26 protein-coding genes and 1 pseudogene are annotated in these 26840 nt (G+C 73.5%); 12 read left to right on the top strand and 15 right to left on the bottom strand.

The window, feature by feature from the left end:
* Positions 1–26: 26 nt before the first annotated feature.
* Complete coding sequence (locus tag JD79_RS13330; protein WP_110005916.1) at positions 27–779, bottom strand: GIY-YIG nuclease family protein; 753 nt, start codon at positions 777–779, stop codon at positions 27–29.
* 110 nt (positions 780–889) lie between these two features.
* Between JD79_RS13330 and JD79_RS13325 the strand changes: the two genes are divergently transcribed.
* The gene (locus tag JD79_RS13325; protein ID WP_110005915.1) at positions 890–2065 is read left to right on the top strand and encodes an HNH endonuclease signature motif containing protein; all 1176 of its coding nucleotides are present in this window, start codon (positions 890–892) and stop codon (positions 2063–2065) included.
* 48 nt (positions 2066–2113) lie between these two features.
* Here the strand turns inward: JD79_RS13325 and JD79_RS22240 are convergent, their stop codons facing one another.
* Positions 2114–2497 carry a hypothetical protein gene (locus JD79_RS22240; protein ID WP_146220444.1) on the bottom strand — a complete coding sequence of 128 codons (384 nt, stop codon included), beginning with the start codon at positions 2495–2497 and terminating at the stop codon, positions 2114–2116.
* Between the two features lie 224 nt (positions 2498–2721).
* On the opposite strand from JD79_RS22240, the gene JD79_RS13315 reads away from it, so the two are divergent.
* The gene (locus JD79_RS13315; protein WP_146220443.1) at positions 2722–3120 is read left to right on the top strand and encodes a hypothetical protein; all 399 of its coding nucleotides are present in this window, start codon (positions 2722–2724) and stop codon (positions 3118–3120) included.
* 173 nt (positions 3121–3293) lie between these two features.
* Here the strand turns inward: JD79_RS13315 and JD79_RS13310 are convergent, their stop codons facing one another.
* Together JD79_RS13310 and JD79_RS13305 are read right to left on the bottom strand one after the other, a co-directional pair.
* Positions 3294–3719 (bottom strand): hypothetical protein, encoded by a 426-nt coding sequence (locus JD79_RS13310; RefSeq protein WP_110005912.1) that lies wholly within the window; start codon positions 3717–3719, stop codon positions 3294–3296.
* Positions 3712–6987, bottom strand: coding sequence for a TM0106 family RecB-like putative nuclease (locus tag JD79_RS13305; protein WP_110005911.1), 3276 nt, complete (start codon positions 6985–6987; stop codon positions 3712–3714). The genes JD79_RS13310 and JD79_RS13305 overlap by 8 nt, the downstream gene beginning before the upstream one ends.
* Before the next feature lie 111 nt (positions 6988–7098).
* Between JD79_RS13305 and JD79_RS13300 the strand changes: the two genes are divergently transcribed.
* The 4 genes from JD79_RS13300 to JD79_RS13285 all read left to right on the top strand — a co-directional run bounded on the left by JD79_RS13300 (position 7099) and on the right by JD79_RS13285 (position 10784).
* Positions 7099–8496, top strand: a complete 1398-nt coding sequence (locus JD79_RS13300; protein ID WP_110005910.1) for an ADP-ribosylglycohydrolase family protein — start codon at positions 7099–7101, stop codon at positions 8494–8496.
* Between the two features lie 272 nt (positions 8497–8768).
* Positions 8769–9509 carry a DUF732 domain-containing protein gene (locus JD79_RS13295; RefSeq protein ID WP_110005909.1) on the top strand — a complete coding sequence of 247 codons (741 nt, stop codon included), beginning with the start codon at positions 8769–8771 and terminating at the stop codon, positions 9507–9509.
* 103 nt (positions 9510–9612) lie between these two features.
* Positions 9613–10263: a DUF732 domain-containing protein gene (locus JD79_RS13290; RefSeq protein WP_110005908.1), complete on the top strand. Its 651-nt coding sequence runs from the start codon at positions 9613–9615 to the stop codon at positions 10261–10263.
* Between the two features lie 35 nt (positions 10264–10298).
* Positions 10299–10784, top strand: coding sequence for a DUF732 domain-containing protein (locus JD79_RS13285; RefSeq protein ID WP_110005907.1), 486 nt, complete (start codon positions 10299–10301; stop codon positions 10782–10784).
* Between the two features lie 99 nt (positions 10785–10883).
* Here the strand turns inward: JD79_RS13285 and JD79_RS24540 are convergent.
* The 4 genes and pseudogenes from JD79_RS24540 to JD79_RS13265 form a co-directional block, all read right to left on the bottom strand.
* Positions 10884–11132, bottom strand: a pseudogene (locus tag JD79_RS24540) (type II toxin-antitoxin system RelE family toxin); the annotation flags it as partial.
* Positions 11129–11401 carry a type II toxin-antitoxin system Phd/YefM family antitoxin gene (locus tag JD79_RS13275; protein ID WP_110005906.1) on the bottom strand — a complete coding sequence of 91 codons (273 nt, stop codon included), beginning with the start codon at positions 11399–11401 and terminating at the stop codon, positions 11129–11131. The gene JD79_RS13275 and the pseudogene JD79_RS24540, both read right to left, overlap by 4 nt.
* 145 nt (positions 11402–11546) lie before the next feature.
* Positions 11547–13106 (bottom strand): DUF4407 domain-containing protein, encoded by a 1560-nt coding sequence (locus tag JD79_RS13270; protein ID WP_110005905.1) that lies wholly within the window; start codon positions 13104–13106, stop codon positions 11547–11549.
* A 91-nt stretch (positions 13107–13197) separates the two neighbouring features.
* Positions 13198–14010 (bottom strand): hypothetical protein, encoded by an 813-nt coding sequence (locus JD79_RS13265; protein ID WP_110005904.1) that lies wholly within the window; start codon positions 14008–14010, stop codon positions 13198–13200.
* 135 nt (positions 14011–14145) lie between these two features.
* Between JD79_RS13265 and JD79_RS13260 the strand changes: the two genes are divergently transcribed.
* The 4 genes from JD79_RS13260 to JD79_RS13245 all read left to right on the top strand — a co-directional run bounded on the left by JD79_RS13260 (position 14146) and on the right by JD79_RS13245 (position 17267).
* The gene (locus JD79_RS13260) at positions 14146–14382 is read left to right on the top strand and encodes a ribbon-helix-helix domain-containing protein (RefSeq protein ID WP_110007685.1); all 237 of its coding nucleotides are present in this window, start codon (positions 14146–14148) and stop codon (positions 14380–14382) included.
* Positions 14382–14699 (top strand): type II toxin-antitoxin system PemK/MazF family toxin, encoded by a 318-nt coding sequence (locus JD79_RS13255; protein WP_110005903.1) that lies wholly within the window; start codon positions 14382–14384, stop codon positions 14697–14699. Before JD79_RS13260 ends, JD79_RS13255 begins: the two co-directional genes overlap by 1 nt.
* A gap of 134 nt (positions 14700–14833) precedes the next feature.
* Complete coding sequence (locus JD79_RS13250) at positions 14834–16039, top strand: hypothetical protein (RefSeq protein WP_110005902.1); 1206 nt, start codon at positions 14834–14836, stop codon at positions 16037–16039.
* Positions 16040–16064: 25 nt separating this feature from the next.
* Positions 16065–17267 (top strand): hypothetical protein, encoded by a 1203-nt coding sequence (locus JD79_RS13245; protein WP_110005901.1) that lies wholly within the window; start codon positions 16065–16067, stop codon positions 17265–17267.
* A gap of 45 nt (positions 17268–17312) precedes the next feature.
* Here JD79_RS13245 and JD79_RS13240 read toward each other — a convergent pair whose 3' ends face one another.
* Positions 17313–17894, bottom strand: a complete 582-nt coding sequence (locus tag JD79_RS13240) for a TerD family protein (RefSeq protein ID WP_110005900.1) — start codon at positions 17892–17894, stop codon at positions 17313–17315.
* Between the two features lie 103 nt (positions 17895–17997).
* On the opposite strand from JD79_RS13240, the gene JD79_RS13235 reads away from it, so the two are divergent.
* Both JD79_RS13235 and bla read left to right on the top strand, forming a co-directional pair.
* A complete protein-coding gene (locus JD79_RS13235) occupies positions 17998–18519 on the top strand; it encodes an HAD domain-containing protein (protein ID WP_110005899.1) in 522 nt (173 codons plus the stop codon).
* Positions 18520–18528: 9 nt separating this feature from the next.
* Positions 18529–19446, top strand: coding sequence for a class A beta-lactamase (gene bla / locus JD79_RS13230; protein ID WP_110005898.1), 918 nt, complete (start codon positions 18529–18531; stop codon positions 19444–19446).
* Positions 19447–19491: 45 nt separating this feature from the next.
* Here bla and JD79_RS13225 read toward each other — a convergent pair whose 3' ends face one another.
* The 6 genes from JD79_RS13225 to JD79_RS13200 form a co-directional block, all read right to left on the bottom strand.
* A complete protein-coding gene (locus JD79_RS13225; RefSeq protein WP_110005897.1) occupies positions 19492–20208 on the bottom strand; it encodes an EcsC family protein in 717 nt (238 codons plus the stop codon).
* 130 nt (positions 20209–20338) lie between these two features.
* Positions 20339–21679, bottom strand: a complete 1341-nt coding sequence (locus JD79_RS13220; RefSeq protein ID WP_110005896.1) for a DUF4407 domain-containing protein — start codon at positions 21677–21679, stop codon at positions 20339–20341.
* A complete protein-coding gene (locus tag JD79_RS13215; protein WP_110005895.1) occupies positions 21676–22551 on the bottom strand; it encodes a hypothetical protein in 876 nt (291 codons plus the stop codon). Before JD79_RS13215 ends, JD79_RS13220 begins: the two co-directional genes overlap by 4 nt.
* Before the next feature lie 327 nt (positions 22552–22878).
* Positions 22879–24156, bottom strand: coding sequence for a hypothetical protein (locus tag JD79_RS13210; protein ID WP_110005894.1), 1278 nt, complete (start codon positions 24154–24156; stop codon positions 22879–22881).
* Between the two features lie 139 nt (positions 24157–24295).
* The gene (locus JD79_RS13205) at positions 24296–24988 is read right to left on the bottom strand and encodes a hypothetical protein (protein WP_211307962.1); all 693 of its coding nucleotides are present in this window, start codon (positions 24986–24988) and stop codon (positions 24296–24298) included.
* 162 nt (positions 24989–25150) lie between these two features.
* Positions 25151–26791: a nuclease-related domain-containing DEAD/DEAH box helicase gene (locus JD79_RS13200; protein WP_110005893.1), complete on the bottom strand. Its 1641-nt coding sequence runs from the start codon at positions 26789–26791 to the stop codon at positions 25151–25153.
* Positions 26792–26840 lie beyond the last annotated feature (49 nt).

Below are 26840 nucleotides of genomic sequence, written 5' to 3'. Positions count from 1 at the left end.
GCCCTCGTGGCCGGGGCGCCGCCGTGTCAGGTGGGCAGGGCCTTCCGACGGCGGGTGAGCGCGCGGCGCAGGTCGGTCCTCGGGACGTCGCGGAGGTTGAGGGGCGGGTCGGCGAGCTCGAGCAGCCGCTCCTCCCCCGGCGCCACCGACTCGATCGGCAGCGGGAGGACCGCGACCCGCAGGTGCCGGTGCATCCAGCCGGTCAGCTCCTGCCCGTCGACGGCCGGACCGCCCTCCGGGGACAGGCAGGCGCTCAGCGTGAGCCGGAAGGTGGAGAACTGCCGGCGGCCACCGAGGTGCATCGTGGCGATGCGGCCCCACAGCGTGTTGCTCGACCGCACGCCGCTCGGCCGGATGCCCCCGGCGCGGCCCGCGTAGACGAGGCCCGGCACCACCTCGTGCCCGAGACCCCGGGTCAGGTCGGCCGCGCCCTGGTCGTCGGCCCACCAGCTGTAGAGCCCCGGCTCGTTGCTCGCGGCTCGGCCGGCGGCGAGGAAGTCTGCGGGCGTCGCGGCGTTCAGCGCGTCGAGGAGCGGGGTGACGCTGGGGACCTCGCTCCGCCAGCTCTCCGTCCGCTCGCTCGTCCGGAAGCCCAGCTCTCGCAGGGCCCGGTGGGCAGCCCGGGTGGTGACGCGGCTCCGGTCGCCAGCGACCGCAAGGGTCACCACCTGTCGCAGCGGCCAGCGGACGCCGTCGACGTCGACCCAGTGCGTGCGGACCGCCCGTGGCACGTGGCCGTGCAGCGCCGCCCTCAGGGCCGTGGCGTCGTCGAGTTCCATCCCGGTCGCCCTACCCACGAGGTCGTCGACAGCTTCTGCTCCTGACCGATTAGCGCTTTGACCTGCGGTTTCAGGTTGAGGGGACCACTGCGGTGGCGTACAATTCGTACATGTGTTCGGGTGATCCAGGGAGCGGTGACGTCCTCGACGGCGTCGCCGCGCTGGTCGCCGAGCGCAACCGGATCGACGCCGCCCTGGCCCGCCGGGTGCGGGCGGCGGAGCTGTCGCAGGCGCCCGAGCGGGACGGGCAGCGGTCGATGACCTCCTGGCTGCGCGGGCACTGCCGGCTCTCGGGTTCCGAGGCGTCGCGGCTGGTGCGCAACGGGCGGGCGCTGGCGCACCTGCCCGCCCTCGCCGAGGCGCACGACGCCGGCCTGGTGTCCGCCGAGCAGGTCGCGGTCACCGCACGCGCGGTCACACCGGCACGGCTGGCCGCCGCCGCGGAGCAAGGCGTGGACCTGGCAGTGATCGACGCCGTCTTCACCGGGATCGCGGTCGAGCAGCCGCACACCGACCTGGTGACGGTGGTGCAGCGCTACTGCGACGACCTCGACCCCGACGGCCCCGAACCCGACCCCACCGAGGGCCGCTCGCTGACGGTGGTCACCCACGCCGACGGGTCCCGCACCCTCCACGGCTGCCTGGACGCCGTCGGCGGGGAGAAGTTCACCGTCGCCCTGGAGTCCTTCACCCAGGCCGACCGCCCGGCCGGCGACGAGCGGACCCGCGCCCAGCGCCTCGGTGACGCCCTCGTGCAACTGGCCGACAACGCGCTGGCCGCCGGCAGCCTGCCGACGCTGCGGACGGTCAAGCCCCACGTCGCGGTCCGCATCGACCTCGCCGACCTCGCCGACCCCGCCACCGGCCAGGGCACCGCCACCCTGGGCTCGGGCACCGTGCTCTCCGCCGCCCGCGCCCGCTGGCTGGCCTGCGACGGCGCCGTCTCCCGCGTCGTCTTCGGCCCCGACCGCGCCCCACTCGACCTCGGCCGCGCGCACCGCCTCGCCGACCGCCACCTGCGCCGGGCCACCGAGCTCCGCGACGGCGGCTGCGTCTTCGCCGGCTGCCGAGCACCGACCTGGTGGTGCGACGTCCACCACCTGGTCCACTGGATCGACGGCGGCGAGACCAGCCTCGAGAACTCAGCACTGTTGTGCGAACGCCACCACACCAAGGTCCACCACGGCTTCCGCGTCGAACGACAACCCGACGGCCGATGGCACACCTGGCGACCCGACGGGTCGGAGATCACCACCCCGGCACCGCTACTGGCCCCGGTCGCTTGACGTCCTGGCCAGCACCCGCCTCGTTGTCGACCTGGCCTCCCGACGGAGTCACACGTCCGCTGTGAGCTCGTTCAATGCGTCGAAGAGGACCCTCTCCTCCGTGGGCTTACCGGCGATGTCAGCTAGGTAGAGCGACGGGTACTTCTTCCACTGGCTCTGCCGCGCAAGCCCGATCTTGCCGGCCATGGACGGCAACGTCTCGAGGATCCGAGCAGCACGTTCGAGCCTGTCGGCACCCACCCTCGGGAGTAGGTCCGCGAGATACAGCACGACATAGGACCGTGTCTTCGGGCTCTCATTGTTTGCATTGAGCACCCAGACTCCAGTGGGCTGACCTGCTACTGAATACCAACCCGAGAGGCCAGGAGTGGCACCCCGACCGGGGTTGATCTTCAGGCCACGGCCTTCGACGTCCTCGATCAGGCGACGCATCAGAGACACCTCAGCGGGTGAGCAGCGTGCTGCGGCTGCGTCGAGGAACGAGTTCCGGTCCCACAACTGGCCGCTCTGCGCGGCGCCCCCCCTTCGAGGCCACAGCACCACTGGTTCGACCCACGACTCGCGGGACATAGACCGTATGCCCGTCTCCAACGAACTGCTGAAGCTCGACGCCAAGAACCTCCGCGGGACTCATCTGCTCGTTGAGGAAATCAATGATGCGCACCAACTCTGCGGGAAGGGCGTCCGCGACGAACAGCATCCGGATCCGCCCGGCCTTTAGGTTGGTCTCGACAGCGCGCCAGAACTCTGCCGGGTCGGGGCGCCTGCTGCTCATCCGTCGAGAGATGGGGGTGCCAAGTGCTCAGGACGGCGGCGGCACGTTCAGCCTCGACCATCTCTTCGTCGACGGCGAGGGCGTGCCGGTGCTGGTGGAAGTCAAGCGATCGTCCGATACGCGCATCCGCCGTGAGGTCGTCGGCCAGATGCTCGACTATGCCGCCAACGCAGTGAAGTACTGGCCTTTGGCCAGTCTCCAGGACTCTCCGGCAGCAACAGCCGAGGCGGACGGGAAGTCCGTGGACGAACTGCTTGAGCAATTGCGCCCAGGGCTCTGAGGACATTCAAGCCGTCGGCGGACCGCAGGAAGATGCCGTCATTGGCCACGGTGGACACCTGCCTTCCACATATAGATCAGGGATGTCGGGCGGGATCGGAAGGTGAGAGCGTCACGTCCGTCATCGCGACAACGCGGTGAGCCGGCACGACGGCTCCAACGGCTCCTCTCGTCCTAGTGCTGGACACCGAGGTAGCGCTCGGCGCAGGCCATGCAGAGGCCGGTGTTGTCGTGGACGCGCTCGCGGGCGTTGACCTGCCGGCACACCGGGCACCAGCGGAAGGTGCGGCGCCGCTTGCGGGCGACCTCCTCGGCCGCCTCGGCGAGGGCCGCTCGCTCGTAGAGCACCTCGTCGGAGGAGAACCGGCGGTCGGCCACGAACTCCCACACGAGCTCCGCGGGGCCTGCCCACCGCGGCTCGGGACGGGCCAGCGTGAAGCCGAACCCGTCCCAGCCGACCGCCACCTGCGCCGGCCGGCCGCTCACGAACCACCGCTCGTGCTCGGGCCCGCGGACCTCCGTCCAGGCGTCGCCCAGCGCCCGCACGAGCACGTCGGGCGCCACCCCGACCAGCGCCGCGAGCTCCGCGGTGTCAGACACCGGCCATCTCGGCCAGCCGGCACATCGCGTTGACCTGGCGCAGCTGCTCCGGCGTCCGCACGGCGGCGTCGAGCAGCAGCGGGCTCATCACCACCACTGCCAGCGCCTTGGCCCGCGACACCGCCACGTTCAGCCGGTTGAGGTCGTACAGGAACGACACCCCGCGCGGCGCCTCCTCGGCCGACGTCGACGTCGTGGAGTAGACGACCACCGGCGCCTCCTGGCCCTGGAACCGGTCGACGGTGCCCACCCGCGCGCCGTCGGGCAGCAGCGAGCGGATCAGCGCCACCTGGTTGTTGTACGGCGCCACGACCAGGACGTCGTCGGGACCGATCGGCCGCTCGGCGCCCTCGGCGTCCACCCAGCCGACGCCCTGCAGCGACCGCCAGACGGCGGCCACCTCGGCCGCCTCCTCCGCCGAGGACGCCGACGACGGCACCGTGTGCCGGACCTCCCGCACCGCGAGCCCCGAGCCCGACACCAGCCCGCCCGGCCGCACGGTGATCCGCTCGCGCAGCGCCGCCGACTCCAGCCGGCCCTCGTACGCCAGGTCGGACACGAACGCGGTCAGCGCCGGGTGCATCCGGTAGGTCTTGTCGAGGAAGATCCCGCGCCCGAGCGGCACCGTCGGGTGCCCCTCGAGCAGGTGCTCCAGCGCCGACAGCCCGGACTCCCCCGGGTGCACGCCCTGCGTCGGCTGGGCGAGCTGCTGCGGGTCGCCGAGCAGCACCAGCGACCGCGCCGACCGCGCCACCGCCACCGCGTTGGCCAGCGAGAACTGCCCCGCCTCGTCGACCACCAGCACGTCGACGGCCTCGGCCAGGTCCGGCTGCGTCCAGAACCACGCCGTCCCGCCGACCAGCGACACGTCGCCGTCGAGCAGGCGGGAGGCGACCTCCTTGCCGTCCTTCGACCACTCCACGCCCGGCGCTCCGCAGGCCTGCTTCTCCTCGCACTTCTGCAGCGCCGGCCGGCCGACGGCCGACAGCACGTTGCCGATGACGGCGTGCGAGGTGGCCGTGACGCCGACCTTCTTGCCGGCGTCGAGCAGCGCGCGGATCAGGTGCGAGGCGGCGCGCGTCTTGCCGCTGCCGGGCGGGCCCTGCACGGCGAGCACCTCGCCGTCGAGCCGCAGCCCCAGCCGGACGACGGCGTCGCCGGCCTCCTCCCCCGGCAGCCGCCGGCAGTCCGCGGGCACCCGCCGCTCGAGCAGCGCCTGCCCGAGGCAGTCCCGGCCGGCGAGGACGTCGTCGGCGGTCGCGGCGATGGCGGCGCGCATGCCCTTGTCGTCCAGCGGACCGCTCGGCCCGAGGCCGCGCGCGGCGACGGCCGGCTTCGCCGTCTTGACGACGACCCGCCCCGCGACGGCGTCCAGCGCGACGACGGTGCCCACGCTGACCCGCTGGTCGACGTCGACGGCCGTGGACCCCGCCGAGAGCTTCGTGTCCTGTGGCGGGAACCGGTACTCGTAGAGCTTGGAGCGCTTCTCCTGGCCGATCTCGACCGGCGGGGACAGCTGGCCGAGGGCGGTGCCGTCCTCGACGAGCGCGGCGTCGTCGAGGTCGGCGCGGGCGAAGAACTCCCACCAGCCGGGGCGGGCCTCGCGGCGGTGCCACTGCACGAGGTCGCCGAGCAGGCCGTGCCCAGCCTCCTGCAGCCGCTCGACCAGGGCCAGCTCCTCGACCTCCGCCTCCGACCGCGGCGCCGGGCCGGTGGCCTCGGGCAGCAGCGGGCGCGGCTGGTCGCCGTACTGGCGCACCAGCTCCTCGCGCTGCGTCTCCAGCCAGTCGTGCAGCTCGCGGGTGGAGTCGACGTCGTCCTTGTTGTAGAGCTCGATCGCCTCGAGGCGCTTCGGGTCGCGGTCGGCGAGCCACTGCTCGTAGGCGATGACGCTGCTCATCGCGTCGGCGACGTCGCCGGTGTGCTGCCGGCCGTAGAACGCCTCGACCTTCTTGATCGAGTACGAGCCCTTGCTGATCCGCATCGACTGCTTGACCACGGGATACAGGTCGACGAACCGCTCGGCGCGCAGCAGCTGGTCGAGCTCGGCCTCCCGGACGCCATATCGGCCGGTGAGCCGCTTGAGTGCGCTGACCTCGTAGGCGGCGTAGTGGTAGACGTGCATGTCCCGGTCGGCCTCCCACGCGGCCATGACCAGGTCGATCAGGTCGGCGACCATCTGCCTCTCGGCGGCGGGGTCGTGCGCCCACAGTGCGGTGAAGCGCCCCTGCCGGTCCCCGATGCCGGCGAGGTACTCCAGGCCCGCGCCGTCGGCGGAGTGCGGATCGCCCTCGAAGTCGAGGTAGAGGTCGCCATGGCTGGGCTCGGGGAGCCGGAGCAGGCCGGTGGGTCCCGACGGCGGCAGCAGCGTGCGGCTCGGGACGCCGGTGCGGCGCTCGTCGAGCTGCTGGCGCGCCTGCTCCTGCAGCCGGGTGCGGGTGGCCGCGCCGATGCGGGCGGCCCTGAGCGTCCCGGGGTCCGCCTGCGCGAGCTGCTCGAGGGTGGCGATGCCGGCGGCGCGCAGGGCCTCGCGGGTGTCGCGGCGCATGCCGGCGACCAGGCTGAGGTCGTCGGCGGCCAGCAGCTCGGCGTCGCAGCGCGGCTTCCACGTGCACTGGTTGCAGTACGACGTCGGGACCGGCTCGGTGACCGGCGGGTCGGCGACGAACGCAGTCAGGTTGCGTCGGGCGCGGCGGGCGTAGGCGGCGACGTCGACCAGCCGCCACGGGTTGGTCACGCCGTCGCCGGTGACCACGCAGACGCGGTCGGGGGAGCGGCCCTGGAGGACGGCGAGGCGCTCGGCATAGGTGGCCATCTGCAGCAGCGCGGGCACCTTGACGCGGCGGGCGAGCTTGGCGTCGGCGACCTCGTAGGACCAGTCGCCCAGCTGCGACGGGGTGCCGACCCTGAGCAGGAAGTCGGCCGCGCCGCCCCAGACGCCGTCGAAGAACGAGGCCTGCGAGATGACGTCGACGCCGTCGCGCATGGCCTGCAGCGTCAGCGCCTCGGCCTCGCGGCGGCCCGCGGCGTCGAACCGCGCCGGGATGCGGACGACGGTGCGGCCCTCGGCCTCGAGCGCGTCGAGGTAGCGCATCTCGTGCTCGGTGCCGAGGTCGGCGATGAGCGCCGCGTGGTCGGTCGGGCCCTCGGCGAGCGGCGTCAACCGGCCGTCGGCGACGGCCAGGTCGAGCGTCGTCACGTGCGGGCAGGCCTGGTGGCGGGTCAGGTCGGTGGGGCTCAGGACCAGGGAGCCGTCGGTGCGGTACATCGAGACGGGACGGTCTCACGCGCCGACCGTGATCGGCGCCTTCCGCGCCGGAGGAGGAGGGCCTTTGTAGCGCTGATGGCTGCTTGAGGGGCGTCGCGCAGACTGGCGCCCGTGACTGCTGGACTGCACCGGTCCCACCGGGTGGCGGGGGCGCTCGTCGGCTCGGCCGTAGGAGACGCGCTCGGGGCACCGTTCGAGTTCGGCCCGCCCGGGGCGTTCTCGGCCCGCTTCCCCGTCCCGGCCCGGGGGGCCGCCACCGAGATGTGCGGCGGCGGCCCCCTGGGGTGGGAGCCGGGCGAGTTCACCGACGACACGCAGATGGCGCTGCTGGTGGCCGGGTCGCTGGTCGAGCGGGGCCGGCTCGACGAGGGCGACGTCTTCGACCGCTTCCGCCAGTGGGCCGACGCCGACCCGCCGGACATCGGCAACCAGACGCGGGCGGTGCTGTCGTCGGGACTGCCGTGGGACCGCGCGGCCGCCGAGCACTTCGCGCGGTCGGGGCACGCGGCGGGCAACGGGTCGCTGATGCGGACGACGCCGGCGGCCATCTGGTTCTCGCGGTCCGGGACGGACGCGACGGTGGACGCCGCCCGGCGGATCTCGGCGCTCACGCACGGCGATCCGTCGGCCGGCGAGGGCTGCGCCGTCTTCCACGAGCTGGTGCGGGTGGCGCTCGACGGCGGCGACCCGCTGGCCGCCGTCCCCACCGCCGTGGCGCTGGTGACCGAGGAGCACCGCGACCGGTGGGCGACCGTGCTGGCTCCCGACTGGGAGCCCTCGATCGCGACCGAGTCGAACGGCGCGGTGTGGCCGACGCTCGGGCAGGCGCTGTGGGCGCTGCGGCACGGGCGCGACTTCGCCGAGGTGCTGCGCCTGGTGCTCGACCTCGGCGGCGACACCGACACGGTCGCCTGCGTGGCCGGCGGCCTGGCCGGGGCGGTGTACGGGATGGGCGGCATCCCGATGCGGTGGTCCTCGGCGGTGCACGGGCGGATCCCCGGGCACGGCGACCGCGTCTGGCGGCTGGCCGACCTGCAGCAGCTCGCGGCGGCGCTGGACGGCAAGCCGGTGCCGTCGTACGACCCCGGTGTCATCCCGCGGATCGGCCCGGTGGAGGTCCTGCCGGGGATCTGGGCGGGCAACCTCGACGGCGCGCGGTACTCGGACGAGGACTTCGCCGTCATCTCGCTGTGCCGGCTCGGCGAGCCGTTCCCGCACACGAACCACCGGATGGCCTACATCGCGGACAACGAGTACAACGTCGACCTCGACGTCATGCTCACCGACGTCCTCGACGACCTGTCCGCGCTGCACGCGGAGGGGCATCGCGTGCTCGTGCACTGCCACGGCGGCGCCTCGCGGACCGGCCTGGTGCTGCGCGGCTGGCTGGTGCGCGAGCAGGGGATGTCGGTCGAGCAGGCGACGGCGCACGTCGCCGAGCGCTGGCCCCACCTCGGCCTGTGGAACGCCAGCTTCACCGCGGCACTGGAGCGCCTGGCCGGAGGCTGACGCCGGGCGCTCAGGACGCGTCGGCCCTCGTGGGTCGGGGGTGACGAGTCGTGACTCGTTCGAGATCGGTACCGGCCCGTTTCCGTCGTCGACCGCTGACACACTGCTGCCCGCGCTGTTCCCGGCGCGACAGCGGGTCCGAGGAGGACGGGAAGGGGACGACGCGCCGGTCGGCACGCCGCCCCCTGCTGTCCACGTGTGCGTGGACGCGCTGCGGACCCCATGACGAGACCACGTCGCGGTGTCGCCGCGTCCCGTTCGGAAGGGCAGCGATGTCCCAGCCCACCTCGGAGTCCCCGATCCCGGCCGCCCCGCCCTCACACCTCGCGGCGGGCGAGGGCGGGGTGCCGGCGCTTCCCCCCGGCTCCGAGGACGCCGTCGCCTACGGCGAGCGGACCGGGACCGCGGTGTTCGCGGTGCCGGAGCCCGCCCCGGCGGACGGCGCGGCACGGGACAGGGGGCGCAACCGCCTCGTCGTCGCCCTGTCGGCCGCCGTCGTCCTGCTGCTGGCTGCGGCCGGCGTCCTGACCGCGCTGGTGGTCAGCGCCCGGGGTGAGGCGGACGCACTCGCCGCGGCGGAGGCTGCCGAGGACCGCCAGCAGGCGGAGGAACTGCAGGCCGTCCGGGACGAGCGCGGTCAGCTGGAGGAGCGGATCAGCGACGCCGAGGCGGGTGCAGCCGCCGCCGAGCGCCGCATCGCCACGGCCGAGGCCGCCCAGCGCGCCGCCGAGGACGCGTCCGCCGCTCGCGAGCAGGCGGACGCGGACGCCGCCGCGGCGGACGCGCAGACCTTCGTCGACGCCCTCCGTGCCACCGAGACCATGACGAGCGCGACCGACGCCCAGTTGCTGCAGCGGGGACGCGACGTCTGCAGCTACCTCGACTCCACGGCCGGGACCCCCGCGGACCTCTCGGACGCCTTCGACCGGGCCACCGCGACGTACGCCGTCGACGACGCGATCCTCCTGGTCACCGCCGCCACCCAGATCCTCTGTCCCGAGTACGGCTCCTGACCCCACCGGCTCCCGCCGACGGCGGGTGTCGGCCCTGCCTCACACCGCGACTCCCTCCAGCGTGGCCCGGACCGTCCCGCTGCGTCCTCGAACCGGAGACACCATGTCCCAGCCCTTCCCCGGAGCACCCGTACCGCCGCAGGTCGGGCCCGGCCCCTGGCAGACCGTGGGCGACGGCACGCCGTTCGTCCCGGTACCGCCCGCGCCCGTGCGCCGGCGCACCGGCCTGGTCGTCGCGCTCGCCGTCGTGACCGCCGTCCTGGTGATGGGGGTCGGGGTCCTCACCGCGCTCCTGCTCGACTCGCGCTCGACCGCGTCCGACCTGGCTGCCGCAGAGCGCGCCGAGGACGAGCAGCAGGCCACCGACCTGCGCGACGCCCAGCGGGGGGTCGACAACCTCGGCGTCGAGGCCACCGAGGCGGAGGCGGCGGCGGCCGCTGCGTCCGATCGGGCCCGGGAGGCGGAGGCAGCCCGGGGCCAGGCCGATGAGGCGGCCGCACCGGACACCTCGGACTACGACGAGTACCTGCGGCTCCTCCGCAGCACCGACCTCGCGTTCAGGACGGTGGACGACGCGACTCTCGTCGAGATCGGCGACGTCACCTGCGACTACCTCGACACCTACGGCAACGGCGACCAGACGCTGGCCCGCATCGTCAGCATCGGCGTCTCCTCCGGCATGACCTCGCGGCAGTCCTCCGAGGTCACCAGCGCCGCGATCGTCTCCCTGTGCCCTCAGCACTCCCTCGACTGAGCTCGCGGACGGCAACGGTGCACGGGACCCCGAGGATGCTGTCGAGGCGGACCGCCGTCGTGGTGACCGCGCTCGCGATGGCCGTGTTCGCGTCCGCGGTCGCCGTGACGCTCGTCGTGCTGCGAGGCGAGGACACGGTGGCCGCGCCGCCGCCGACGGCCGCGGCGACCAGCACAGGTGCACCTGACGGGTCCCGGCCTGCGGAGCCCTCCACCGCCACCACGACGGCGACCAGGGCCCTGCCCCGGCCCGGTGAACAGGTCATGGACGTCAGCCCGGAGGCCGATGCCCGGTACCTCGGCACCCTGTCCGCCGCCGGGCTGCTCGCCCCGGGTGACGACGAGGACGAGGTCATCGAGGTCGGGCGGCTCGTCTGCGCCTACGTCTCCACCGGACAGGGCGACGTGGACGACGCCGGCGTCATGGTCCTCTCGTCCGGGTTGGTGACGGCGAGCGACGCCGGGACCATCGTGGGCGCCGCGGTCGGGGCCTACTGCCCGCAGTACGGCGCCGGGCTCTGACGGAGCTCGTGCGGCTCGCGTCCGGGAGCGGCTCGGGCGTGCGGCCGGGGACCGGGCGTCACTCCGCCCGGACGGCGCCGGCGGGCGGTAGACGTCGGACCGGTGGGCGACGCGCACCACGAGGACGCGGCGACGGTCCTCGTCGACCTCGAGGAGGACGCGGTAGTCGCCCCGCCGCGCACTGCGCAGCCCGGCGAGGTCCCCGTTCAACGGCCTGCTCAGGCGCAGGGGGTTCTGAGACAGGACCCCCGTGAGGAACTCGACCACGGCTGCCGCCACCTTCGGAGCCAGGCGTCCGAGCTGACGCCGAGCCGCCGAGGAGACCCGCAGCTCGAACGGTGCGGTCACCCGTCCAGGCCGAACTCGGCTCTCAGCTCCTCACCGGAGGAGGTCTCGTCGCGCTCGTCCTCGGCGCGCGCCTCCTCGACGTCCTCGCGGACGCCGAGCTGCGAGAGCCAGAACAGGGTCTCGTGCAGCGAGTCGAGATCCTCCTTCGCCATGAGGACGGCGGCCTCCCGTCCGTGGCGGGTGATCGTGACGATCTCGTGCGTCTTCTCGGCGGCCTCGACCAGCGCCGACAGCTTGTCCTTGGCCTCGCTGAGCGGAATGGTCGTCACGCGACCACTCTAGCCAGAGTTCTGGCTAGAAGCGGCCCGGCGCGATGAGGAACTCTCGGCTGCTCCGCTTCGGCGGGAGTGCACTGGACGGTGTGCGCAGAGGCCGCGTTCCGCACAGCAGAACCCGGCTTGAGCGCACTCCGTCTCAGGCGGCCCCTCGATGATGTGCACTCCCGGCGTGTCCTCGGCCCGGAACGCGCCCTGAGCGCACACCGCCGGCCAGGCCGGACGTCGACCGCCGCCCGATGACGCACCGAGGCGTGCACTTCCGCGGAAGTGCACGCCTCGGTGCGTGGTGCCGGTCGGCGTCAGACGCCGGTCGGAACCCGGTTGCCCGGCCGGCGGGACGGGCGGATGGTCCGCGCGGCCGAGCGGGCCAGCCGGATCGGGCCGGTGTCCCAGAGCTGTCGGGCGGGCTCCTCGACCGGCGCGGGGCCGGCTGCGGCGCCGGGCGGGCGGCCTCCTCGGCCTCGACCTGGGCCTGCGCCAGCGCGGCGAGGTGGCGGGCGCGGATGGCGGCCTTCTGCCGGTCGAGGCGCTCCTGCTCGGCCATGACCAGCAGCTCCTCCTTCGCCTCGGCCACGGTGCGCCGCGACTGCTGCTGCAGCTCCTCGATCTCGACGTCGCCGCCGTCGCGGAGCGCCGCGAGCTTGTCGTAGGCGGTCGGCGGGCCGAAGTTGAGCAGCACCTTCATGAGCACCGGCAGGATCTCCACGCACATGAACAGCAGCGACAGCATGGACTTGGCGACCGCCAGCGTGGCGTTGCTGTCGCTGAGCCGGTCGAGCGCCTCCAGCCGCAGCAGGATGCCGCCGGAGCCCTCGTTCGTGGCGTCGAACGCGGCCTGCAGCCGGTCGAGCTCGGCGGTCAGCCGGGTCAGCTCGGCCTGGTCGGTGGCCAGCGACGCGGCGGCGAGGTCGGCGCTGCGCGACTCGGCGTCGGACGCCGTCTCCTGCGCGTCGTCGAGCGCCGTCCGGGCCGAGGCGACGACGGCGGCCTGCGCGTCCGCGGCGGCGCGGGCCTGCAGGTAGGCCTCCCCGGTGCCGGCGTCGCCGGTGCCGCAGGTGCCGTCGAGCTCGCACTGGGCGCGCGCCTCGAGGTCGCGCTGGGTGGCCAGGGCGGCGTCGTAGGCGGCCTGCGTGGCGGTGACGTCGGCCTGCACGGCGGCCAGCGCGGGGTCGCTCTGCCCGCCGGTGGCGACGACGTCCTGCCCCCGCGTCACCCGCTCCTGCAGCTCGGCGAGGCCGGCGAAGCGCGCGTCGGACTCCAGCGACTGCCGGTACGCGTCCGCGGCCTCGGCCTGCATGACCGTGATCTCGGCGTCGATCTCCTTGTGGAACACCTGCAGCGTCAGGGGCGTGGCGACGACGACGCCCAGGATCAGCGCCAAGCCCACGCGCGGGACGGCGAGGGCGAGGTTGCGCTTGAGCGAGGCGTCGTGCGCCATGCCGACGAGCAGCATCCGGTCGAGGTTGACCACGACGGCGCCCCAGCCGAGCCCGAGCACCAGCGCGAACGGCCCCCAGACGCCGAGGGCCATGTGCAGCGCGAACGACGCCGAGGCGACGGCGAGGCCGCCGGTGCTCAGCAGGACGCCGCCGAGCGCGGCGAAGCGCGGGCGCGCGCCGGGCGCGGCCTCGAGCAGGTCGGGCCGCGCGCCACCGAGGACCGCGAGACGGTCCTGGAGTCGTCGTCGTCCAGCCATGTGCGTTGCACTCCCCGAGCGCCGGGGGTCGTGGTTCGTCCGCCGCTCCCCTGACGCATCGGCAGCCGGGCCGTCGGTCAGGACCCGGTCGTCACACCCGCCCCACGCCGTCCCCGACGGCGCGGACCAGGGCGCTGGTGACGCCGACGCCACGGGCGACCACGACGCCGTCGCGGACCAGCTCCCCGAGGGGCTTCCCGAGAGTCGGGTCGCCGGAGAAGCGGATGAGCAGGTACCGCTGGAGAACGGCAGCCGACGGCGTCACGAGGGTCGGCGGATCCGGGACGGAGTAGTCGTTGCCCTCCCACACGTGCCACACGCCGCCGACCCGGGTGAGGCGAGCGCCCATCCGGCGTTCGTCCAGGCGCACCTCGCAGCGGTCCTCGTCGACGGCCAGCGGGCGGACGTCCCGCAGCCGGTCGAGGAGGCCGCGCGTCTCCTGGTCGACCGGCGGCACCCACCCCGTCCAGCCGACCCGCGGCGGGGTGACGAGCAGCTCCGCCGGCGTCAGGGCGGCGAAACCGGAGAAGGCGCGGGCGCCGTGCAGGTCCGCGAAGGCAGCTCGCAGGCGGCCGTCCTGGCGGACCTCGACGCGGCCGTCCCCACGCCGCACGACGTCGAAGCGCCAGGCGTCGGGGTGCCGGTGCACCGAGGAGCAGAAGCGCTCGACGACCAGGAGCTCCACCTCAGTGAGGTCCTGCGCCTCCATCTCGAACCACCGCTCCCCCCGACTGGAGCGGTCGACCTGGTAGAGCCCGTCGTCGCGGCGGAAGAGGACGCTCCGTGCCTCGATGTCGCCGAGGTGGACCTCGTGCCCCCGGACGACCACCACCGTCGCCCCGCGCTCGATGTGGTGGCGGTGGCGGTCGACGAGGGCCAGGAGGTCCGGGTCGGGCGTCTGCACGCCCTGACGCTACGGAACCGCCTCGCCCCGTTCGAATGCCCTGGGGCGGTCGCCCAACGGCTCGGAGAAGAGCCGTCGTCCGTTGCGACAGATGAGTGGTATCACCGCGCATCCCAATTCGGTACCATGAACCCCGTGAGCACTCAGATCGCCGTCCGCCTCCCTGAGGAGCTCGTGGCGTTCATCGACCAGCTGGTGGCTGACGGCCGGGCGCCGTCCCGCGCCGCCGTGGTCAGTCAGGCGCTCCGGCGTCAGCAGCGCCGCGAGATCGCGGCCCGGGATGCAGCCATCCTGGCTGCGGACTCCGAGGCCGACGACCTGGACACACTGGCCGAGCTCGCCGCCCGGACACCGCTCGACGACCTCGACTGATGCGGCCGATCCACCTCGCCCAGCTCGACGAGACCCGTCCCGTCCTCGTGCTGACCCGAGAGTTGGTACGTCCGCACCTGTCACGGGTCACCGTCGCCCCGATCACCAGCAGGATCCGCGGGCTGTCGACCGAGGTGCCCGTCGGGCCCGGGAACGGCCTCGACCACCCGAGTGTCGTGAGCTGCGACGACATCGTCACCGTGCCGGCAACGGCTCTGGGTCGTCAGATCGGGCGGTTGAGGCCGGAGCAGGAGACCGCGCTCACCGCCGCCGTGCACGCCGCCTTCGACCTCGAGGACCTGCTCGGCCCTCTCTGAGCCCCACGTGCGGCTGCATCTCCCCGGATCGCGCTGCCGCGCGGTGAAGCGGGTGCAGGCGAGCGACAAGGCCTCCGCAAGGACGGGCGAACAGGGTGCGGGCACCAGCCCACCGCACCCCAGGAGTCCGGACCATGCGCTCGCCCCGGATCGGCGCCGCCGCGCTGCTCGGTACCGCCGTCCTCGCGGCCGGCTGCTCGTCCTCCGTCGTCGGCACCGCCGAGCACGCCGGCCCGGCCGGCGCCGGGCCGCTTGCCGAGCTCCTCGCGCAGGTCGAGGTCGACGCGGAGGTCGACGGCCACGTCCGCCTCGCCGACGTCGCCGCCACCCCCGACGGCGGCTTCGTCGTCCTGCTCACCGGCGACCTCGCCAGCAACCACCGCAGCGTGTTCGTCGAGCTCGTCCCCGGCGACGGCGAACTGGCCGTCGGCGAGGTGACCGAGGGTCCGCCGGCCGTCGACCTCGGCGAGGTGCACGTCGCCTCGGACGGCACGGTGGTCGCCCTCGCGCCCGTCGTCCCCGCGGACACCAGCGGCGAGGGCCGCGAGCAGGACCTGGCATTGATCGTCCTCGAGCCGGGCAGCGACGAGCCCGACCTCCGCCGCATCGCCGCCGACCCCGAGCTGGGCACCCCCGACCTCGGCACCGGCGTCCTCTCCCCCGACGGCGGCACGCTGTACGCGAGCCTGCGCTGGCCCGTCGACGGCGACACGGTCAACCGGCTGGCCGCCGTCGACGTCGCCACCGGCGAGGTCACCGCGAGCGCGCCGCTGGGCGTCGAGACACCGGGGACGGCCATCGCCTACGACGTCGCGCTGCGCCCGGACGGCGGCCTCGCCGCGCTCGTGACCACCGACCGGGACCCCGAGGGCGACGTCGACGGCGCCGTGCTCGTGCAGTACGACGCCGGCCTGCAGCCGCTCGGCGACCCGGTCGAGGTGGTCGACGAGGAGGAGAGCACCGGCTACGCGCTCGCCGTGCTGCCCGACGGCGCCGTCGTCGTCTCCGTCGTGGCCGGCGAGTGGGACACCGGCGAGCCGCGGCTGGTCACCGTCCGGGACGGCGCGGTGCAGGCCACCACGGTCCTGCCGGGCACGGGGGTCGACCTCGCCGTCGAGCCGGGCGGGCAGCACGTGTACCTGGCGCACGGGCGGCCCGGTGCCGGCTCCGGCGTCGCCACGGTCGACCTGGCCACCGGCGGGACCGTCGCCGACGTCCCCACCTGCGCCGACGGCTCCCCCGACCCGCTCGCCCTCGCCGCCGACGGCCGGACGCTGGCCGCCACCGCCGCCTGCCACGGCGACGACGACACGCACGAGCTGGCCTTCCTCCTCGGCTGACCCACCTCCACGACAGGAGTCCCCCGTGCGCACCCGCACCGCCGCGCTGCTCGGCTCCGCCCTCCTGCTGGCCGGCTGCTCGTCCACCGTCGTCGGGAGGATCGCCCCGACGGCGGCCGGCCCGCTCACCCAGGAGGTCGGGCGGGTGGACGCCGACGCCGAGCTGGGACACGGGCTGGAGGCCCAGGACGTCGCCGCCACCCCCGACGGCGGGTTCGTCGTCCTTCTCACCAGCGCGGACCCCCTCGAGCACTCCAGCGTGCTGCTGGAGCTCGTGCCCGGCGACGGCGGCGGTCTTCCCGCGGGCGCCGCCACCGAGGGCGGGCCCTTCGCCGCCGCCGACGACGTGCAGGTCGCGCCCGACGGCACGGTGGTCACGACCGGCGTCGTCCTGATCGAGCCCGGTGACCCACGCCGGCGCGAGGACCCCTACGGCCAGGACCTCGTCCTCGCGGTGCTCGCACCCGGCGCCGACGAGCCGGAGGTCGTGCCCGTGGAGGCCGACCCCGAACTGGACACCCCGGACGCGATCAGCGCCGTCCTCTCCCCCGACGGCGAGACGCTGCACGGCGTCCTGCAGTGGTACGTCGACGGGCGCTTCACCAGCCGCGTGGTGCGGATCGACGTCGCCAGCGGGGAGATCGTGGCGAGCGCGCCGCTGGGGGTGGACGACCCGGGCTACGCGTCCGACGTGGAGATCGCCCCGCACCCGGACGGCGGGCTGGTCGCGCTGGTGACGGTCGACCGCGACGCCGCGGGCGGCGGGGAGGACGTGCTCGTGGTCCGCTACGACGAGGACCTGCAGCCGGTCGGCGAGCCGGTCGACGTGCTCGAGCGGGAGCCGGGCATCGGCTTCGCGGTGGCGGTCCTGGCGGACGGGACCGTACTGGCCTCCGTGCTCGACGGCGGGTACGAGACCGGCGAGGCGCGGCTGGTGACCGTGCGGGACGGCGCCGTGGAGGCGAGCACGGTCCTCGCCGGGACGGCGCACGGTCTCGTCCCCGAGCCGGGCGGGGGCCACGTGTACCTGTCCCACTCGTGGCCCGGCGGCGGTGCGGGCGTGGCCACGGTGGACCTGGCGACCGGCGCGGTCGTGGCCGACGTCCCGCTGTGCGCGACCGGGAGCGCCACCGCGCCGGCGCTGTCCGCGGACGGCCGGACGCTGGCCGCCGGCGCGGCGTGCCTGGAGGTCGACGACCACGCCGACCTCGTCGTCCTCGTCGGCTGAGACGCCGGTGCTCCGGCCGCGCTGGCGGCCGGGGCACCCGTGGGCTCAGGCGACGTTGACGCCGAAGTCCTGGGCGATGCCGCGCAGCCCCGAGGCGTAGCCCTGGCCGACGGCGCGGAACTTCCAGTCGGCGTCGCGGCGGTAGAGCTCGCCGAAGACCATCGCGGTCTCCATGGAGGCGTCCTCGGTGAGGTCGAAGCGGGTGATCTCCCGGTTGGTGACCTGGTCGACGACGCGGATGAAGGCGTTGCGGACGCCGCCGAAGTTCTGCCGGCGGTTGTCGGCGTCGTAGATGGACACCGCGAAGACGATCTTCTGCACGAACGGCGGTACGGCGCCGAGGTCGACCTGGATGACCTCGTCGTCGCCCTCGCCCTCACCGGTCAGGTTGTCGCCGGTGTGCACGACCGAGCCGTCGGGGCTGCGCAGGTTGTTGAAGAAGACGAAGCCCTCGTCGCCCGGGGTCACCCTGCCGTGGGCGTCGACCATGATCGCCGAGGCGTCGAGGTCGTACTCGGCGGCCGAGAAGGTGGCGACGTCCCAGCCGAGGCCGACGTCGACGGCGCGGAGGCCGGGGGCCTCCTTGGACAGCGAGACGTTCCCGCCCTTGGTGAGGACGACGGACATGCTTGCTCCTCCTGGTGGTCTCGTGCAGCGGGCGCCGATGCTGCCCCATGCCGGCTCGGATCACCACGGCCCTGGTCCTGGCTTCCGGGGGTAGGAACCGGCCATGGGTGCGACCGGGGACCGTCCGATCCTGCTGCTCGACGTCGACGGCGTGCTGAACTCGCCACGCCGGCAGCTGCCCGAGGGCTGGCGGCAGGGCACGTTCAACGGCTTCCGGCTGTCGTGGGACCCGACGATCACCGCGCGCCTGCGGGAGCTGCACGAGTCGGGCCGGGTGGAGATCCAGTGGCTGACCACCTGGACCACCGACGCCGACCGGCTGCTGGCCGAGCCGATGGGCCTGCCGCGGGGGCTGAAGACGCACGCCCGTGCCGACTCCGCGCCGACCGGCTTCCTCGGGTCGCTCGACGGCGCGTCCGGCTGGTGGAAGCTGGCCGTCGCGCAGGAGGTCGCCGCGGCGGAGCCGGACCGGCGGATCGTGTGGATCGACGACGACCTCGCCGAGCAGGCCGACGACACCGGCGACTGGCTGGCCGCGAACCCGCACGTGCTGGTGGTCGCGCCGGACCTGGCCGTCGGGCTCACCCACTCCCAGCTCGGCGCGGTCGAGGCCTGGCTCGGGTAGGACGTCGGCGTGCCGCTGCCCACCCGTGCCCGACGGTGGGCTGGTCTGGCGGGCGTCCTCCTCGCCGTGGCCGCCTGCAGCTCGCCGCAAGCCGCGCCTACACCGGCACCGACGTCGACCCCGGCCGCGACGAGCACACCCGCCGCTGACGTGGCCGGGGCCTTCGCCGCGCTGGAGGAGCGGTTCGACGCGCGGCTCGGCGTCTTCGCCGTCGACACCGGCTCCGGCCGGACGCTGGAGCACCGGGCCGACGAGCGGTTCGCCTACGCCAGCACGATCAAGGCGCTGGCCGCCGGGGCGTTGCTGGCGCGGACCTCGCCCGCGGACCTGGAGCGCGGCGTGCCGATCAACGCCGGCGACCTGGCCGCGGCGTACTCGCCGGTGACGGAGGGCCGCGTCGGGGGTGCCATGACACTCGCCGAGCTGTGCGACGCCGCGGTGCGGTTCAGCGACAACACCGCACTCAACCTGCTGCTGCGCGAGCTCGGTGGTCCGGCCGGGCTCGACGCGGCACTCGAGGGCATCGGCGACGACGTCACCGAGGTCGCGCGCACCGAGCCGGCTCTTAACAGCGCCGTCCCCGGCGATCCCCGGGACACGACGACGCCCCGCGCGCTGGCCGGTTCGCTCCGCTTCTACGCGGTGGACGGCGCCGCCGAGGACGACCGCGCGCTGCTGGCCGACTGGCTGCGCCGCAACACCACCGGGGACGCGCTCATCCGCGCCGGCGTCCCCGGTGACTGGGAGGTCGGTGACAAGACGGGCACCGGCGCGTACGGCGCCCGCAACGACGTCGCCGTGCTCACCCCGCCCGGCCGCGCACCTCTCGTGCTGGCCGTGATGTCGAGCCGGGACGAGCCGGACGCCGAGCACGACGACGCGCTGATCGCCGAGGCTGCCCGCGTCGTGGCCGCGGCGATGGCCTGACCGACGCCTCCGCGAGAGGCGCCTGCCCAGGCCGGTCCGTCGGAGTCAGGCCGGGACGACGTCCGCCGCACGGGCAGCGGAGCCGCTCAGGTCCGTGCTGTCGCCCGTGTCCTGCCCCGCCGGGCGGAACGTCTTCTCGGCGAACGCCCCCACCGCCCGGGTGGCCACTGCGTCGAAGCCCCCGCCGATGACGCCACCGACGACGGGGACGGCCTTCACGAGGGGCAGCACGGCGCGCTTGGTCCCGAACTTGGCGACGAGCGCGAAGCCGACCTTCCTGTTGATCTCGCGGATCAGGGTGACGGGGATCCGCTCGATCAAGGTCACGCTCAGCTTCTGGCCGACGGTGACCCCGGCCTTCTTCAGCACCTCGGTCCCCGCGTTGCCCAGGAGGCAGAGCAGGACGGCCGACCTCAGCCGCTCGCTGCGCAGGTCGTGCCCGTGGACGGCGGCGATGGAGGCGGCGAGGTGGGTCTGGACGAGGTAGGAGGCCCCCACGTTCACCGGCAGGGTGACCGGGAGTGTGACGACCCCGCCGAGGTTGGTGACGAAGCCCTGAGCGGCCGCCATCGAGACGTGGTTGCGCACCAGCGCCCGGACGGCCTCGTCGGCACTCCTGCCCTTCAGCGCCTCGCGAGCCGACTCCTCCGCGTGCTTGAAGGGTCCGAAGCCGTCGATGCCGACGGTCAGCAGACGCTCGACCAGCTCCTGTCCCGCCTTCACGAGGCTCGCGTTCCGGGCGGTCTCAGGGTTCTCGGTCATGCGCTGCTCCTCGACGACGGGTTGCGGGTCGCGGGGAGGCTAGCCAGCAGATCCGGCCCGCCAGCGGCTCGACACGGAAGGTGCGCCCCTGCAGGCCAGCCGGCCCCAGGCGCACCTCCGTGCGGACCCGTCACAGGTGCTTGACGAGATCCGTTCCGTGGCCGTTCGACCGGCGCGTGTCACCGAACTGCTCGTCGCGCCAGCGCTCGACGCCCTGACGGGTCACCTCGAGCTGGGCGTCGAGGACCATCCCGGTGGCCCGCGACTCCGCCTCCAGCATGCGCGCCGCCCGCGCCTCGGCTGCGCCCAGCGCCGACCTCGCCAGCACCTCGGCCTCCTCGTACTCGGTCTGCATGCGCAGCTTGACCCGTTCCTCCACCTTCTCGTCGCCCAGCGCGAGCAGGCGCTCGTAGAGGGACGGCGGGCCGAGCGCGAGCATCGTCTTGAACAGGATCGGCAGGCACTCGAGCGCCGTCATGAACCAGAACAACAGCCGGTGCGCCGTTCCCAGGGTCGGGTTGCCCTCCTCGAGGCGGGACATCGCGGTCAGCCGGGCGAGGATGCCATCGCTGTCGTCGACGGCCGCCTCGTGCGCCGCCGCCTCGGCGTCGAGCCGCTGCTGGAGGGAGGTGACGTCGGCGCGCAGGTCGGCGAGCTCGTTCTCCTGGTCGATCGTCTTCTGCGCCTCCTCGGCCAGGAGTTGGTCGTATGTCTCCGCCTTCAGGGCCTCGAGCTGCCGGGCCAGGTCGTCGCGCTCGGCGCGGAGCCGGTCGCGGTCGGCCCGGCGGGCGTCGGTGGCCGGCCCGAAGCCCTGATCGCCGGTACCACCGGTGCCGTCGATCTCGGCGTTGTAGGCCGCCTCCGCGGCCTCGTACCGCGCGGTCACCTCGTCGAGCCGGCGCTGCACGTCCACGACGGCGGGGGCCTCGTTGACGTCGTCCTGGGTGACGCCGTCGGCGAGGTCGGCCTCCAGCTCGGCGATCCGCGCCTGCTCCGCCTCGAGCTCGGCGGTGCGGCTGTCGTCCTGCATGCGCTGGTTGAACTCGTCCTCGGCCTCGGCGGCCATGACCCGGACCTCGGTGCCGATCTCGGCGCTGAAGACGGCGAGCGTCAGAGGCGTCGAGACGACGGCGCCGATGAGGACGGCGAGCACCACGCGCGGCACCGCCATGGCCAGCGTGCCGAGCTTGCTCTTCAGGCGCGGCGAGGAGACGACCAGCCAGCGGTCGAGGTTGAGGATGACGAGGCCCCACACGAGACCGCCCAGGATGGCGACCGGCACCCACAGGTGCAGGGCGATGCGGAGCGCGTAGCTCGCCGACACCACCGCTAGGCCGGCCGTGGTGAGCAGCACCGCGCCCATCGCGACCTGCTTGCCGCGCTCCTTCGGCGCCTCGCGCAGGACCTCGCGGTTGGCGCCGGCGACGGTGAGCAGGTGCTCGCTGAGAGCGGCACGGCTGAGGAGCTTCACCGGGCGTCCTTCCGGGTGGCGCGGCGCAGGCTGTCGACCAAGGAGTTGGGCACGCCGACGAGCCGCGGCGACACCTCGATCCGCGGGTGCAGCGCGTCCTGGGTGGCCCAGAAGGCGTCGAGCCGCTGGGTGACGGGCGAGGGGGCGCCGACGGTGGCGGCGACGTCGGCGTGCAGGGACACCGGCGGAGGCGCGGTGACGGTGGGCAGGTCGAGCTGCGGGACGGCCACCGCGGCGACGACGGGCGTGGCCGCGGGCGTCGTGGAGAAGCGGTTGCGGCCGGTGACCTCGATGCGGCGGCTGGCCTGCACGTGGACGAGCGCCTCACCGCAGGTCGGGTGACCGCCGCGGCCGTCGACGACGACGTCGCGGGCGTGCTCGAAGCACCAGGTGACGAGGACGGCCGAGCCCGGGCGGACGATCGTGTGGCTGACCGAGAGGGCGCGCAGGACGGGCACCTGCGTGTCGGAGGCGCCCGCATCGGCTGCGAGGCCGTGCCGGCAGGCGAGCAGCCGCGGCTCCGCCTCGGTCGCCGCCCTGCCGTGCGCGGCCTCCTCCCGCCAGTCTCGGATCCAGCGGTCGGTCCACGGCAGCGACGACGCCGGCCGCTCGGGCGGCCGCGGTCCGCCCCCGGGGCCGCGGGCGCCGCCGGTGTCCCGCCACGCCCTGGCGCGCAGCCAGGCGAGGAGCAGGAGGAGGAAGAAGGACCAGAGGAAGGCCTCGGCGAGGTCCTTGAGGAAGCCGGCGACGCGTTCGGCCTCGAGCGAGCCGCTCCACTCGGTGTTGTTGCTGAGCGCGACGAAGCCGGCCAGGAGCATGACCGCCGCCCAGCCGACGACGAGCGGATCACGGCGCAGCGGCTCCCGGAACACGTCTCCCCCGCCTGCGGGACGTCCCCGCTGTCAGCACACCCTCGGACCAACGGAACTCGATCGGATCGGAGTCCTCGGAAGTCGTACCGGGCGGGACCGACGGAAGGCAGGGTGCGCTCACCCGTTCGGGTCAGACGCGGTGCCCGTTGCTCAAGAAGTGCGAGTGACCTCACGGAATCGGACCGCGGCAGCCCGACGCCACGAAGGTCGCGACACACCGTCCGAGACGCCGACGAGGCTGTCCCACCGTCGCGATCGCAGGGTGGAACGGCCTCTGGCACGTCCGGATGGCGCCCAGCCCTTCTGCTCAGCGACGCGTCTGGGAGGTCACGCGGTGAACGCCCCCGCGCGGGCGAAGCGCTCCGGGACCGTGATCAGTTCCACGTCGAAGACCTCGCACACGCGCTTCAGACGCTCACCCCACCCTGCAGTCTCAGCTCGGTACTCAGGGACCACGACGGCAGCACGACAAGCGGTCTGGTCGAGGCCGAACCGGTTGAACCACGGCGCCAGATGGACCGCTTGCCGGATGAAGTGGCGATAGAGAACGGCCTGACCGACGGCATGCCGGTAATAGCCAGCCACCCCGGCCGACCCCTCGGTCTTGAGCTCGAGCGCCCACGGAGTCGCGCCGTCCCGGAGGAGCGCATCGAGGTAGCGGCCGGCATTCGAGGTCGTCCGACCCCAACGCGTGGGAAACTGACTCCCCCAGTTGACCCGCTGGTCGCCCACGGGCTGCAGGAGCTCTAGCCGACCGGTCGAAGCGTGCACGGGTACCAGACCTCGCAGGACCCTCGCCTCGAGGGTGTGCTCCTTCTGCTTGGCGGGCTGGTCGGCCAGCACCTCGTTCCAGGCGTCGGCGAAGGCGTTGATCGCGGCGGCGGCTCGGGCGACGGAAGCGTCCTCGTCCGTGACCTCCAGCGACCCTACGGGCACGGTCGAGAGCCAGGTGGTGCGCTCCGGGCCGCTCCTCCCCTCGTAGTCCCGACCGACGTCGAGCCGCCCCTGTCGGGGACCGATCTGAGCGACTTCCAGCCCCTCGAGACGGAGCGACCACCAATTCGTCCTGGTCAGCATCGGATAAGCACGGAATTCCTCACGCGGGACAGCCGCGAGGAGGCGGTTGACCAGCGTCGGCGGCTGCTCGCCGAGGTCCAGGAGGTAGCGGCGCCACTCCGTGTACCGGTACTTCTCGTGGTCCCCCATGTCGTCGAGCCCGCTCGCGCTGATGGGCAGGACCTCACCTCGGCTGTTCAGCCGCTTGAGCCTGACGGAGAACGATGCCTGCAGCTGCGCCGCAAGCGTCCGCAGGGCCCCCTCGGCCTCGGTGTCCCAGTCGTCCTGGACAAGCAGCAGTACGACCTCGTCCGAGGCCACGGCCGTGTCCCCGACGACGGCGGCGCTGTGAAGATGGAGATCGACGAGGTCGAGCAGGCCGTCGATCTGGTTCTTGGTGCTCGTCCCCACGGCGACGGCACGTCTGCCGTCGTAGACGCACCGCACGACGGTGTTGTTGACGGAGTTCCGCCGGTCAGCCGATGCATCGATAGCCGAGACACCCGGCACCTCGTCCAGCAACTCGGCGACGTTGATCTCTGATGACATGGGTGGCCTCTTGTTTCTCATACGGTCAGGGATGCGTCGCTGGCCCGGGGACATCCCGAGGCGGGCGCCGACGGTGAACCTCGCGCGCAGGACGGTGATGCGCCGCCGTCACTCGGTTCGGGAGCACATCGGCGCGGTGTCAGATGTTGGTCGGACGGACGTTCTCTCGAGCCCACGCGCTCGGCTCGAGGGTGATGGCCTTGTAGGGGCACCTTTTCCCGAGGAGGTCGGTGTAGGCCTGCGCAGCTCCCCGGGCTGCGGCCATGCTCGCCGCCGCCGGGTCGACCCCCTTGCCCTTGTTCCGATACAGGACCCCGTAGAACATCGCGCCGAAGACAGTGGCCTCGTGCCAGCCGATGCTGCTCGTCGTCCCGATGTAGGTGATCGGCCCTTGCAGAACGTGTTCAAAGGCTCGCTGCCAGACGCCCGTGGCCGTCTTACAGCCATCAGCGAAGACGGTGGAGGTCCGGACACCGCGCCCTTGTCCGGCGGCGTCGTCGGTCAACTGGCCCAGGGAGAACGACGTCCGTTGGTCGCTGCTGGAGAACGTCGGACCGTCGTCGCCGTACGCACCGCCATGCGCCATGACATGCAGGACGTGGGCCTCCGCGGTCAAGGCCATGCCCACGGTGCGCAGGTCCCGTGAGCGCACGAATTCGACCTCGACGATGGGGCTCGCGGCGCCGGTGTTGATGTTCTGCAGGGTTGCCTGCACGAAGGACATGGAAGCGTCGAACGCCGGGTCGAGACCGATGTCCACCAGACGCACAACGCGAGGACGCATCGGCCTTCGGACGCCCGGGGCCTCGACCGAGGCGGGCTTGACGGACATCGATAGAACCTTCCGTAGTGCGTCGGCGGCTCCCGGCCCATCCGGTGACGCTGCTACGAGGTTCATCGGCAGTTGCGTCAACGGGACGGACAGGCCGTTACCCCATGGAGGCACCGGGGGCACTGAGGTGAGGCTGCGACCTCGGCGGCTCACCTGTTCCTGTCAGGAACCCGACGTGAGCCGGCGGACGACGGCCTCACCGCCGACGCGGCGGATCAGCTCGAGGTCACCGCAGACGACCAGCAGGTCGCGGGCCCGGGACAAGCCCACGTAGAGCATCTCGCGCGCCCGCGCCTCGTCGCGGAAGCCGTTGACGGCGAGGACGACGGCTGGCCGCTCCAGCCCCTTGAACCCGAGGACGTGCCCGTAGAACAGGTCGTCGCCCTCCCAGAAGGTCTTCCAGTAGGCGTCCTGCCCGTCCCCTTGGCGCTCGACCTGCACCGGGTGCCGGTGATAGGTCGTCAGCAGCGCGACAGCCTCGTGCGGCCAGCCCTCCTGGAGCAGCGCGTCGGCGGCGTCGTCGGCAGCACCGACGGCGTCCTCCGCTGCGCACGGGACGAACCGCACCGGCACGCCGTTGCCGCCGCGGTTGCGCATCTGGGTCGGCGTCAGGCTGCCGAAGGTCCCGGCGATCTGCTTGGTGTTCCGCAGGTTCTCGCTGAGGCTGATCGGCGTCAGCGCCACGGTCGGCCGGCCCTGCCGGGCGAAGACCCGCTGCCCCTCGTCGGCGAACACGTAGAGCTGGCCGTCCTCCGGCGAGCGCAGCGTCGCGACGACGGCCGGCCACCAGCTCTCGGCGAAGTCCTGCGCCTCGTCGATGACGACGGCGTCGAAGCGCTCGCCCTCGGGCAGCGCCCGGGCGAGGGTGACCATCTGCCCGGGGAGGCGATGCTCCCAGTAGCCGCTGTCGTCGTCGGTCCCCGGGGGCACGCCCCAGTCGATGCCGAGGCCGTGGAAGGTGCCGACGTAGGCCGGGCGCTCCCTCGGTCGCCAGGTGGCCACCCGCCGGCGGAGGAACTCAGCGAGCCCGCGCGAGTAGCACATGACCGCGACCCGCTCCCCGGCCAGGGCGAGCCGCCGGGCCTTCTCCAGCGCGAGCCACGTCTTGCCCGAACCGGCGCCGCCGCGGATCTCGACCCGCCGGTTGCCCTCCAGCATGTCCAGCACGCGAGCCTGGTCCCGGGTGAGCAGGTCGCACTCGGCCTCGCGCTCGTGCAACTGGGCGAGGAGGTCCTGCTGCGGGATGCCGACACCGGCCAGGCAGTCGACCAGCACCTCGACGTCGCCCGCCGTCGGCGGCTCGATGTCCGTCTCGTACTGGCGCAGGGCGGAAGCGACCCGGGCGGCGGCGTGCGGGAGGTCGGTGCGGTCGAGGACCATCCAGCGCGGCGCATCAGGAGCGGAGAAGTCGTCAGGGACGACGGTCGCAGGCAGCGCCACGAGGTGGACCATCCGCGGATCGCCGGCCCGCCACCGCCGGTCCTGCCGCAGATAGTTCCGCAGCAGGTGCTTGCAGCGCATCGCCTGCTCGACCGGGCGGATCTGCTTGTCCAGCCCGCCGCCGGACTGCCGCCACTCGCCGCCCTGCAGGTAGACGCTGCCGCCCTTGACCTCGATGACGGCGATGCCGAAACCCGGCCAGGCGACGATGATGTCGGCCTCGCGGTCCTCCCGCCGGTCACTGAAGCGCTGGCCGCAGACCATGACGGCGTCGTCGGGCAGCTGGGTCCGCAGCGCCTCGGCGAACTCCCGCTCCGCGTGTGACTCGAACACCGGCTCGGCCGGGAAGACCCGCGCCGTCATGTGCACCTCCGTGAAGTCGTCTCCGGACGGAGCGTGACAGCAACGACTG

This window comes from Geodermatophilus normandii (assembly GCF_003182485.1).
GTDB lineage: Bacteria > Actinomycetota > Actinomycetes > Mycobacteriales > Geodermatophilaceae > Geodermatophilus > Geodermatophilus normandii.
This window is presented reverse-complemented; position numbering and strand designations above follow the sequence as displayed.